The organism is Kocuria sp. APC 4018, from assembly GCF_030407675.1.
In the GTDB taxonomy this organism is placed as follows: domain Bacteria; phylum Actinomycetota; class Actinomycetes; order Actinomycetales; family Micrococcaceae; genus Kocuria; species Kocuria rhizophila.
The window spans coordinates 1-11,072 of the sequence record NZ_JASDCY010000076.1; the positions used below are offsets into that span (position 1 = coordinate 1).

At 70.2% G+C, this 11,072-nt stretch carries 11 protein-coding genes and 1 tRNA gene; 9 read left to right on the forward strand and 3 right to left on the reverse strand.

Annotated features, from left to right (window positions below; all coding sequences use genetic code 11):
- The coding region (locus QL985_RS11025; RefSeq protein WP_290147845.1) for a DUF1524 domain-containing protein at positions 1 to 1,056 on the forward strand (1,056 nt) is incomplete at its 5' end.
- Positions 1,057 to 1,197: 141 nt separating this feature from the next.
- Here the strand turns inward: QL985_RS11025 and QL985_RS11030 are convergent.
- The 3 genes from QL985_RS11030 to upp form a co-directional block, all read right to left on the reverse strand.
- Positions 1,198 to 1,719 carry a histidine phosphatase family protein gene (locus tag QL985_RS11030; RefSeq protein WP_070636984.1) on the reverse strand — a complete coding sequence of 174 codons (522 nt, stop codon included), beginning with the start codon at positions 1,717 to 1,719 and terminating at the stop codon, positions 1,198 to 1,200.
- A 164-nt stretch (positions 1,720 to 1,883) separates the two neighbouring features.
- The gene (locus QL985_RS11035; RefSeq protein WP_070636985.1) at positions 1,884 to 2,684 is read right to left on the reverse strand and encodes a winged helix-turn-helix domain-containing protein; all 801 of its coding nucleotides are present in this window, start codon (positions 2,682 to 2,684) and stop codon (positions 1,884 to 1,886) included.
- 218 nt (positions 2,685 to 2,902) lie between these two features.
- The gene (gene upp / locus QL985_RS11040; RefSeq protein ID WP_019309933.1) at positions 2,903 to 3,538 is read right to left on the reverse strand and encodes a uracil phosphoribosyltransferase; all 636 of its coding nucleotides are present in this window, start codon (positions 3,536 to 3,538) and stop codon (positions 2,903 to 2,905) included.
- A gap of 341 nt (positions 3,539 to 3,879) precedes the next feature.
- Between upp and QL985_RS11045 the strand changes: the two genes are divergently transcribed.
- The 8 genes from QL985_RS11045 (at position 3,880) to QL985_RS11080 (ending at position 11,013) form a co-directional block, all read left to right on the forward strand.
- Positions 3,880 to 4,785, forward strand: coding sequence for an ABC transporter ATP-binding protein (locus tag QL985_RS11045; protein ID WP_059281448.1), 906 nt, complete (start codon positions 3,880 to 3,882; stop codon positions 4,783 to 4,785).
- Positions 4,782 to 6,065, forward strand: a complete 1,284-nt coding sequence (locus tag QL985_RS11050; RefSeq protein WP_059281447.1) for an ABC transporter permease — start codon at positions 4,782 to 4,784, stop codon at positions 6,063 to 6,065. Before QL985_RS11045 ends, QL985_RS11050 begins: the two co-directional genes overlap by 4 nt.
- Before the next feature lie 52 nt (positions 6,066 to 6,117).
- Positions 6,118 to 6,813: a hypothetical protein gene (locus tag QL985_RS11055; RefSeq protein ID WP_121566896.1), complete on the forward strand. Its 696-nt coding sequence runs from the start codon at positions 6,118 to 6,120 to the stop codon at positions 6,811 to 6,813.
- Positions 6,814 to 6,818: 5 nt separating this feature from the next.
- Positions 6,819 to 7,295, forward strand: a complete 477-nt coding sequence (gene tadA, locus QL985_RS11060) for a tRNA adenosine(34) deaminase TadA (protein WP_059281445.1) — start codon at positions 6,819 to 6,821, stop codon at positions 7,293 to 7,295.
- Positions 7,296 to 7,510: 215 nt separating this feature from the next.
- Positions 7,511 to 7,600: transfer RNA gene (locus tag QL985_RS11065), tRNA-Ser, on the forward strand.
- Between the two features lie 158 nt (positions 7,601 to 7,758).
- Positions 7,759 to 8,811: an iron-sulfur cluster-binding domain-containing protein gene (locus QL985_RS11070; RefSeq protein WP_059281444.1), complete on the forward strand. Its 1,053-nt coding sequence runs from the start codon at positions 7,759 to 7,761 to the stop codon at positions 8,809 to 8,811.
- A 70-nt stretch (positions 8,812 to 8,881) separates the two neighbouring features.
- Positions 8,882 to 9,994 (forward strand): acyl-CoA desaturase, encoded by a 1,113-nt coding sequence (locus QL985_RS11075; RefSeq protein ID WP_144801996.1) that lies wholly within the window; start codon positions 8,882 to 8,884, stop codon positions 9,992 to 9,994.
- 197 nt (positions 9,995 to 10,191) lie between these two features.
- Entirely contained in the window at positions 10,192 to 11,013 is an 822-nt protein-coding gene (locus QL985_RS11080; protein ID WP_019309926.1) for a thioesterase family protein, read from the forward strand.
- Positions 11,014 to 11,072: the final 59 nt, after the last annotated feature.

Consider the following 11,072-nt stretch of genomic DNA (forward strand, 5'->3'; position numbering starts at 1 on the left):
CTCGTCCTGGCCCTCACCGGGTGCGGCACGCCGGGCGCTCCGACACCGTCTGCGTCCTCCACAGGCTCCGGCACCGCGCGGAGCACGACGACGCCGCCGGCCCCCTCCACCACGCCCGCCACCCCTGCGAGCCGCACCGGGGCGCCCGGGCCGAGCGCGGCGTCGTCGTCCGCCGGGGAGCACCGCGCCGAGGACCGCACGCGCGATGCCGCGCCCGGCACGGCGCTGGCGGCGCTGGACGAGATACCAGTGAAGGGCCGCGCCCCCAAGACCGGCTACTCCCGGGACGAGTTCGGACCGCGCTGGGCGGACACGGACCACAACGGCTGCGACACCCGCAACGACGTGCTGCGCCGGGACCTCACGGGGATCGACGTGAAGCCCGGGACGCACGGCTGCACGGTCGCGGCCGGTTCCCTGCTGAGCCCGTACACCGGGGTGGCCACGGCCTTCACGGCGGGGCAGGACACCAGCTCCGAGGTGCAGATCGACCACGTGGTCGCGCTCTCCGACGCGTGGCAGAAGGGCGCCCAGCAGCTCGACGCCGCCCGGCGCACCGAGCTCGCCAACGACCCCCTCAACCTGCTGGCCGTGGACGGCCCCAGCAACAACCGCAAGTCGGACGGGGACGCCGCCACCTGGCTGCCGCCTGCCACGGGTGAGCGCTGCGAGTACGTGGCCACGCAGATCGCGGTGAAGAAGAACTACGAGCTGTGGGTCACGGACGCGGAGAAGAACGCGACGGTCCGGGTGCTGGAGACCTGCCCCGGCCAGCAGCTGCCGCGTGCGCGCCAGTGGCCGGCGCCCGTGGACGAGCCCGTGGACGAGCCCGTCGCGGAGGTTCCTGCCCAGCCCGCGGCCCCCGCGCAGCCGGCACCACCCGCCGCACCGGCACCCGGGGCACCACCCGCCAACGCCCCCTCCGGGGACCTCTACTTCTCCCGGTGCGTGGACGCGCGCGCCGCCGGGATGGCACCCCTGTACGCGGGCTCCCCCGGGTACCGCACCGGTCTGGACGGGGACGGGGACGGGGTGGCCTGCGAGCCCAGGCGCTGACCCGGGACGGCCCGGGTGCCCGGCGATGGTGTCGCGGCGCGGGACCCCCGAAGCGCAGGCCCAGGGGTGCCGCCCGTGGCACAGATCGTCATTCCGCCGCCGGGCCGTGGAGCAACGCGCACAGTGAGCGCGCCGGCCCCCTCACACCCGCGGGGCGTGGAACCGCGTGAGCCGGGCGTCGGCACCGTCGAGCAGGGCCCAGTCCCCGGCAACCTCCAGCACCGCCGTTCCCGCGGTGGGGAACCCCGCGGCGGCGTCCATCATGGCGTCCTGGTCCGAGTCCCGTGAGGCCAGGCGCAGCACGGCGTCCAGGACACCGGGCATGTGCGCGACCACCAGCAGGGTGCGCACGGATTCCGGCACGTGGTTGACCGCGGCGAGCAGCTGCGCGTCCGAACCGTTGTACAGCGAGTCCCACAGCTGCGGGGTGGGGGCCCTCTCCCCGAGCTCGTGGCACACCCACGTGACCGTTTGTCGGGTGCGCAGGGCCGGCGAGACCAGGATCATCTCGGGCGGTGCGTTCTCCGCCAGCCACGCACCCGCCGCCGCGGCCTCCCGCGCTCCGCGGGGCACGAGCGGACGGTCGTGGTCCGGCACGTCCCGCGGGAAGTCGGCTTCCCCGTGGCGCATGATCACCAGCTGCTTGAGGTCGTGGCGCGTCATGCGTGCCAGTCTGTCACGGGCCGCTCACCCCGGCTGGCGACGCCGCCGGGCACCGTTGCGGGCGGCGTCGTGCGCGGCGCGCGGCATGGGCAGTGGCGTCCTGAGTGCGCACAGTGGTTGCACCGGCGGGGCGTGGAGTCTCGGCCGGATGAGCCGGAAGGCCGTCAGATGGAGTACTCGGGGGCGGCCCACACGACCACTTCGGGGTGGTCGTAGAACCGGTAGCCCTGCCCGCGCACGGTGCGCACCGTGTTGGCCAGGCGTCCCAGCTTGGAGCGCAGCCGCCGGACGTGGACGTCGATCGTGCGTTCGGAGGGGATCTCCTCGGCATCCCCCCAGAGGCTGTCGAGCAACTCGGTGCGGCCCACGGTGCGGGTGCCGTTCTCCACCAGGTAGTTGAGCAGCTCGAACTCGCGGTGGGTGAGGTTCAGCAGGTCCCCGTCCAGGAACACCTCGCGGCGGGACAGGTCGATCAGCACGCCCACGCGCTGGTGGTCGATGCGACTGCCGGCACCGCAGGCCGGCAGCGGGGTCAGGGGCTCGATGACCGGGTCCGTGAAGGTGGGGTCCCCCAGTGCGCTGCGCACGACCTCCAAGTCCGTGCCCTCGGCGTTCACCGGGGCGAGGGCCACGGCCGCGTAGGAGTCGGACTCGGGAACCGTGGAGCGGATGTGCTGGCGGATCTCCTGCACCAGCTGGACCAGGTTGATGCCGCGGTCCGCCGCGGCCTGCTCGTCCACGCCCACGTAGAGCACGAAGCCCCGGGCCTCCGTGGGCTGCTGCTCGAGCACCGCCTGCGCCTCGGGGCGGGCCTGGGGCGCGAAGTCCGCGGCCACGGAGCGCAGGTGCCGGTGGTCCTCCGACCCGATCGGGGCGCGATGGGTTCCACGAGTGCGCGCGGCGGGCTGGGCGCCGGGCACACGGTGCCGCTGCGAGATGTGGACGTAACCCGGTGCGCCTGACATTCCAACCCCTGCCTCGTTGAGCCCCGTTCCCGTGAATTCACTGGAAAACGGCGTTATCGTCCATGTTCGGCGACACACGACTCCACTGGCAAGTAATATACGCGCGATTTTCTCGCATCTTGAGATGGGACACGCCCCCGGTTACTCCCAGTGGAAAACTGCTTGCTTTTCCCGCCCGGATGGGGTCGGACGTCCCGCGAGTGGAGAACTGGGTGGGCTCAGTCCACCACGCCGTACAGCCGGTCCCCGGCGTCCCCCAGGCCCGGGACAATGTACGCGTTCTCGTCCAGCCGCTCGTCCACGGACGCGAGAACCACGTTGACCTGGCTGTCCCCGAGCTCGCGCTCCAGACGCTCCAGCCCCTCGGGCGCGGCCAGCAGGCACACGCACGTGATCTCCTCCGCGCCGCGGCGGTAGAGGAACTTGATGGCCTCGCTCAGGGTGCCACCCGTGGCGAGCATGGGGTCCAGCACGTACACCTGGCGGCCCGTGAGGTCGTCCGGCAGCCGCTCGGCGTAGGTGATGATGTCCAGGGTGGTGTCGTCCCGGGCCATGCCCAGGAAGCCGACCTCGGCCGTGGGGACCAGGCGGGTCATGCCCTCGAGCATCCCCAGGCCCGCGCGCAGGATCGGCACCACCAGCGGACGCGGCCGGCTCAGAGCGGTGCCCTGCGTCTCGGCCACCGGGGTCTGGATGGTCTTCGGCTCCACGCGCACCTCGCGGGTGGCCTCGTAGGCCAGCAGCGTGACCAGCTCCTCCACCAGCTGGCGGAACACGGGGGAGGACGTGTCCTTCTCACGCAACACGCTCAGCTTGTGGGCGACCAACGGGTGATCCAAGACGGTGACTCGCATACCCAGAATCTAGCAGTCGCGCCCAGCGGACGGGGTTGCGGCGGTCCGGGGCCACTCCGAGCACCTGAACGACGCCGCGGCGCCCCTCCCGTCGCGCCGCACCGGGACACCTGCCGCGGTGCCGGCCCGAGTCGTCGACCGGAGGTGGCGGCCGGAGGCGCTGGCCCGGGGGTTCACCGGACACCACCGGCGCCGTGGACCCCGCCGGCGGGGCGTCACGATGTCGTCACGGGCCCACCCTCCTCCGCCGGTGCCGGGAGGCCGTGCTCTATTCTCGGGGGGAACACAGTGTGACTTCACAGACATCCCGTGCACGGCAACCCTCGGAAGGGGCACCACACATGGCGGCTCCCGTTCTCGAAACGGAGAACCTGGTCAAGATCTACGGCAGGGGCGACACCAGGTTCGACGCCCTCAAGGGCATCAACCTGGAGATCGGCAAGGGCGAGTCGGTGGCCGTGGTGGGCAAGTCCGGTTCGGGCAAGTCCACCCTCATGCACCTGCTGGCCCTGCTGGACGGCCCCACGCACGGCGTGGTGGCGCTGGAGGGCAGGCCCACGGGCGATCTCAGCGCCAAGGAGCTCAACGAGCTGCGCAACTCCGCGTTCGGCTTCGTGTTCCAGCAGTTCTTCCTGACCCCCAACCAGAGCGTGCTGGAGAACGTCACGCTGCCGCTGAAGATCGCCGGTGTCCCGGCATCCGAGCGCAAGCGCCGGGGACTGGAGGCGCTCGAGCAGCTGGAGATGGCGGACAAGGCGGACAACAAGGCCACCGATCTCTCCGGCGGCCAGAAGCAGCGCGTGGTGATCGCGCGCGCTCTGATCAACAACCCGTCCGTGATCTTCGCGGACGAGCCCACGGGCAACCTGGACTCCGCCACCTCCAAGGTGGTGGAGGACATCCTCTTCGGTCTCAACCGGGACCAGGGCATCACCCTGGTGGTCGTCACGCACGACGAGGACCTCGCCCAGCGCTGCTCGCGTCAGATCTACCTGGTGGACGGTGAGGTGGTGCCGAACCCCGGCAAGAACACGAGCGGCGTCGCCGAGCAGGACCGGGCGCAGGAGCACCCCTGGGCCCAGCAGCCCGCCGGGGTCCAGCAGGTCACGGAGCCCGCGACCGGCGCGATCGTGACCCTCACCGAGGACGACGCCGCCGAGATCGCCCGCGCCGCGCAGGAACCGTCGCGCCCCGGCAGGCACGCGGCCCCCACCAGCACCACCGACCAGCCAGGAGCCACCGCGTGAAATTCATCGATCTGCTGCGCACGGCGATCGGCAACACCTTCCGGTCCAAGGCGCGCACCGTCCTGACCGTGATCGCGATCTTCATCGGCTCGTTCACGCTCACCCTGACCTCGGGGATCGGCACCGGCGTCAACGACTACATCGACAAGACCGTGGCCGCGTTCGGCAACGAGAACGCCCTGTTCGTCCAGAAGGTCTCCGAGCAGTCCACCCCCGGCTCGAACGAGGAGGACGGACCCACCGAGTACAACCCCGACGAGGCCGACGTGCGGCTGGGCTTCGGCTCCGTCAGCGGGCTCACGGATTCGGACATCGACAAGATCGAGAAGATCGACGGCGTGGGTTCCGTGGACCCCATGTACCTGGTCACCCCCAAGTACCTGGAGTCCGCCGACGGCAAGAAGTTCAAGCTGAGCCTGGGCTCGCCCCCCGAGGCGGACGGGCTGCAGCTGGAGTCCGGTGAGGTTCCCGAGCGCGCCAAGGACGAGATCCTGCTCCCGGCCTCCTGGGTGGAGCCGCTGGGCCTGGGATCGAACCAGGACGCCGTGGGCAAGACCGTGAAGATCGCCATCGGCAACGCCGTGGACCAGGACAAGACGTTCACGGCGAAGGTCTCGGGCGTGTCCCAGGCATCCCTGGCCGGCTCCTCCGACAACCCCATCCCCTCTGCGGGCCTGAACAAGAAGCTGTACGACTACCAGGCCTCGGGCAGCCCGCGGAAGGTGCCGAACTCCTACTTCACCGCCACGGCCACCGTGGACGACATGTCCAAGGTGGGCTCCATCAAGTCCGCGCTCGCCGACGAGCAGATGCGGGGTCAGACCGTGGAGGACCAGCTGGGCATGTTCCGCGCGGTCATCAACGGCATCGTGTGGATCCTCAACTCCTTCGCGATCATCGCGCTGCTCGCCGCCGGCTTCGGCATCGTGAACACCCTGCTGATGTCCGTGCAGGAGCGCACCCGGGAGATCGGGCTCATGAAGGCGCTGGGCATGAGCGGCGGCAAGATCTTCGGGCTGTTCTCCCTGGAGGCGGTCTTCATCGGCTTCCTGGGTTCCGCCATCGGGGCGGCCGTGGCCGTGGCCGCCGGAAGCATCCTCAGCGGGGTGCTGTCCAACGGGTTGCTGTCCTCGCTGCCCGGACTGAGCCTGTTCCTGTTCAACCCCGTGAACATTGCCCTGATCATCCTCTCGGTCATGTTCATCGCCTTCCTGGCCGGCACCATCCCCGCCGTGCGGGCCGCCCGCCAGGATCCCATCACCGCCCTGCGCTACGAGTGACCCCCCCACACCTGCACCACCACTCGCACCACCCGATGAAAGGACGGCAGTCATGAGCACCACTCCGAACGAACCGCAGAACCCGCAGTCCGGCGCCCTCGGACAGCCCGGCCCGGGACAGTCCGGCCAGCCCATGCCCTACGGCCAGGGCGCGGTCAACGGCGCACCGCAGGGTGGCCCCAACGGCCAGCCCTCCGGTCAGCAGTACGGTCAGGCCGGCGGGAAGTACGGCACCGCGGAGTACAACCCCGGCCAGTACACCGGCACGATGGAGCGCCCCTCCACCGTGGACCGGTTGCTGAAGCTGACCCTGATCTCCCTGGGCATCTACGTGCTCAACGGCATCGTGGGTCTGATCGCCTCGGCGAACGTCGACTACCTGCAGTACTTCAAGGACAAGGGCCTGAGCACGGAGATGGCCACCAAGGCGGCTGACCAGGCCGCTGGTGTCGGAGGCACCGCAGGCACAGTGGTGGGTCTCGTCGTCACCGCGGCCCTCTACCTGCTGGTCTACACGTTCCTGAAGAAGGGCAAGAACTGGGCCCGCATCCTGGGCACGGTGTTCGCGGCCATCGCGATCCTCTCGTCCCTGTTCAGCGTGTTCGGTCTGGGCATCTACCCCGCGCCGTGGAACATCATCATCATCGTGCTGGTCGTCGCCAAGCTGATCGTGGACATCCTCTGGATCGTCACCGCGTACAAGGCGCCCACCTCGGCCTGGTTCAACCAGAACCGGGTCCAGCGCTGACCCTGATGTCTCTTCCGCACACCGCCAGGTCCATCCAGCTCGCGGGCTGGATGGACCTGGCGCTTTCCGAGGCGGCACTCACGGCGGGGTCCGGGGACGTGCCCATCGGCGCCGTCGTCCTGGACGCGGACGGCCGGGTCATCGGCACCGGCCGCAACCGTCGCGAGGAGTGCGGCGATCCCACCGCGCACGCGGAAGTGCTGGCCCTGCGCGAGGCGGCCGCACAGCGCGGTGAGTGGCGCTTGGAGGGATGCACCCTCGTCGTCACTCTGGAGCCGTGCGCCATGTGCGCCGGGGCCATCGTGCTGGCGCGCGTGCCCACCGTGGTGTTCGGCGCGTGGGACCCGAAGGCCGGGGCGTGCGGCTCGGTGTTCGACATCGTGCGGGACCCCCGCCTCAACCACTGGGTGGAGGTCACCGGGGGCGTCCGGGAGAGCGAGTGCGCCGCCCTGCTGCGCGAGTTCTTCCGCACCCACCGCTGAGCGCCGCTGACCGCTCCGCGGCACGACGCCGCCCCCGCGCGGCCTCGCCCCCGACCCTCCGGCGCCCCGGCATTCCGTAGCCAGCCCGCGCCAGCTCCCACCGCACCGGCCGATCCCCGCCTCACAGCCAGGCACCCCGACGCCGCCGCGGACCGTGCCAGCACACGGCTCCGGTTTGGAGGGGTTGCGTCCCGGCCTGTAAAGTGCTGGGAGCTGGTGACGTGTCCGAGCGGCCGAAGGTGCATCACTCGAAATGATGTTTGGTGTCAAAGCCAACGTGGGTTCAAATCCCACCGTCACCGCCACTGTCCCGATCAGGGACTTCGAGAACACCCCGAACCTCAGGTTCGGGGTGTTCTTCGTTGCAGGGGTGCGCCACGCCGCAGCGCCTCCAGGAAGCCCGAAGGATGAAAAGGGCCCGCAGGGATTGCCAGCCTGCTTATCAATCGGATAGAACTTGGGCATGGGCCGCTCCGGGATCGTGAGATTCCTCCACACAGCAGCCGGCATCCTGAGCTACCCCCAGGATCCGCGCTCTTTCGCACAACTCTTCGGCGCACTCTCGAGCGCCCACTACACGCGCGGGCGGATCACCCGCATCCACCGGGAGACGCCCGACACCGTGACCGCCTTCTTCACCGCCGGCGACGGCTGGATCCCGCACCGCGCGGGCCAGTGGGCGCGGATCGGCGTGGAGGTGGACGGGAAGCGGATCTGGCGCCCCTACTCCCTCAGCGCTCCCGAGCACGGCGACCCCTCGATCACCGTCAGGGCCCAGGGCACCGTGTCCGAGCACCTCGTCCACCGGGCCGCTCCCGGGGATGTGCTGTACCTGGAGCGCCCGGAGGGTCAGTTCATCCTCCCGGAGATGCCCACGGAGCTGCTCTTCATGGTGGCCGGTTCCGGCATCACCCCGGTGATGTCCATGCTGCGGACCCTCATGCCTCGCAGACCGGATCACGACGTGGTCCTGGTCTACGTGGCCAGGAACCGGGAGTCGTGCATCTTCCACGACGAGATCCTGGAGCTCGCCGACCAGTTCCCCGGCCTCCGCCCGGTCCTCTGGTTCACCGAGGAGCGCGGCAGGCTCGACGCCGCGGACCCGGGTGAGGTGGGCGCGCTGTGCCCCGACCACCGGGCGCGCGCGACGTACGCGTGCGGCCCAGACTCCTTCGTCACGGCCGTGGAGGCACTGGGGGAGGTTTCCGGCCACGCCCCCGTGGTGGAGAGGTTCGATGTGGCGCGCGCAGCCACCGGCGGGCGCCCGGGAGAGATCCGTCTCCAGCGCAGCGGCCTCACCGTGGCGGTGGGTGAGCGCGACACCATCCTGGAGGCCGCCGAACGCGCCGAGCACCCCTTGCCCCACGGCTGCCGGATGGGCATCTGCCACAGCTGCCTGATTCCCATGACGGACGGAGCGGTCACCAACATCCGCACCGGTGAGCTCCACCGGGAACCCGGGCCCATCCAGACCTGCGTGACGAGGCCCTCCCCCTACGCCGCATTCGACGCCTGACACCCACCACTCTCCCCTCTCCGCCGGTACCGATCCCTCCGGCCTGCACCCCTTGAACAAAGGAACCCCCATGACGCTCACCTCAGCCACCCCCACCCCGGACACCAGAACAGCGCCGCGTCCACCGGGTGATCCCCTGAATCTCACGCGGGCGGAACTCGACGACCTCGCGGCACAGCTCGACGCCGTGCGGGAGGACATCTTCTCCCAGCGCGGGCAGTCGGACGCGCGATACATCCGCCGTGTGGTGGCCCTGCAGCGCGGCCTGGAGCTGACGGGGCGCGCGTGCATGATCTTCTCCCGGCACAAGCCCCTGTGGTGGAGCGGCGTGGGCTGCCTGAGCGTGGGCAAGATCCTGGAGAACATGGAGATCGGGCACAACGTCCTGCACGGTCAGTGGGACTGGATGAACGACAAGGAGATCCACTCCACCACGTGGGAGTGGGACTTCGTGGCACCGTCCGTCGGCTGGCAGCGCACCCACAACGATCTCCACCACACCTGGACCAACGTGCTCGGCAAGGACCGGGACGTGGGGTACAACGTGCTGCGCATGGACCCGGACCAGCCGTGGCGGCCGGTGAACCTGCTCAATCCCGTGATCAACCTCCTCCTGGCCCCGGCTTTCGAGTGGGGGATCGCCATCTACGACGTGGAGCTGGACCAGTTCCGCGCCGGGACCAAGTCCGGCCGAGCCACCTGGGAGGACTTCAAGCGCGTGATGAAGAAGCTCGGGCGGCAGTCCGCGAAGGACTTCGTGGTCTCGCCCCTGCTGGCGTCCCTCACCGGGTCGGGGAAGGCGTCGATCAAGGGCTTCCTGGCGGCGAACGTGATCCGCAACATCTGGGCGCACGCGGTGATCTTCTGCGGCCACTTCCCGGACGGTGCAGAGACCTTCACGGAGGACGAGGTGGAGAACGAGTCGCGGGGGCACTGGTACCGGTGGCAGGCCATGGGATCCGCGAACATCGACGGCTCCCGCCTCATGCACTTCATGAGCGGCAACCTCTCCTTCCAGATCGAGCACCACCTGTTCCCGGACATGCCCTCCAACCGGCTGGCCCAGATCGCACCGCGCGTGCGGGAGATCTGCCAGCAGTACGGGATCCGCTACACCTCCGGTCCGCTGCCCCGCCAGGTGTTCCAGGCGTGGCGCAAGGTGTTCCGGCTCGCCCTGCCCTGATCCCGCCCGGTGTCCGTGGCAGGAGCTCGGCTCACCGAGAACTCCCGCGGGACAGGCGCGAGCTCGCACTACGCGCCGGTAGGCGTTCACACGGCCCTCCCCCTAGGGTGTAATCCGGCACACACTTTGGCCGTGGATGGGGGTGTCCCCTGGGATGCGCCGCGCGCCCACGGCCCGGACAGGAAGAGGATCAGCGCATGAGCGACGAGCAGCCCGTGGGCCACCTGGGCGTGAACGGCGAGGACACCCCGGACGCCCACTACATCCGCACCGGTGAGCACAGTTTCCGCACCACCGTGTTCACCCAGGGTGCATGGAGCCCCCAGGAGCAGCACATGGCGGCGTCCTCCGGGCTGCTGGTGCACGAGATCGAGCGCAACCACCCGCGCGAGGACATGATCCCGGTGCGCTTCTCGTTCGACATCCTGGGGTTCATCGCCGGCGGCGAGATCGAGGTGCACACCCGCGTGCTGCGCCCGGGCAAGACCATCGAGCTGGTGGAGGCCACCATGAGCAGCGGCGGGCGGGACTGCATCCGGCTGAGCATGTGGCGGCTGAAGACCTCGGACACCCAGGACGTGGCGGGCGGGGAGATCGAGCCGCTCACGCCGCTGGAGCAGTGCGAGGAGCTGAACATGTACGAGCAGTGGGGCGGCGGCTACATCGGCTCCCTCGAGGCCCGCGTGGCGCGCATGCCCCGCCCGGGCAGCGGCGCGGGCTGGCTGCGGATCAGCAAGGCCGTGGTGGAGGGCGAGGAGTCCTCCCCCACCGCCCAGTTCATCAGCGCGGTGGACGCCGCCAACGGCCTGGCGCCCCGCGTGGAGATCGGCCCGTGGGCGTTCCCCAACGTGGACCTCACCATCCACATGTTCCGCGCCCCGGTCTCCGCGTGGGTGGGCCTGGACACCAACGTGGAGTTCGGCGGGGACGGCGTGGGCCTGACCCACTCGGAGCTCTTCGACGAGCAGGGCCCGATCGGCCGGGTGGCCCAGGCGCTGACCGTCCGCCGCATGGGCTGAAGCCCCGCTGCGCGAACGACGCCGCCCGCCCCGGCGGGTGCGGGCCGGTTCGGCAGTGC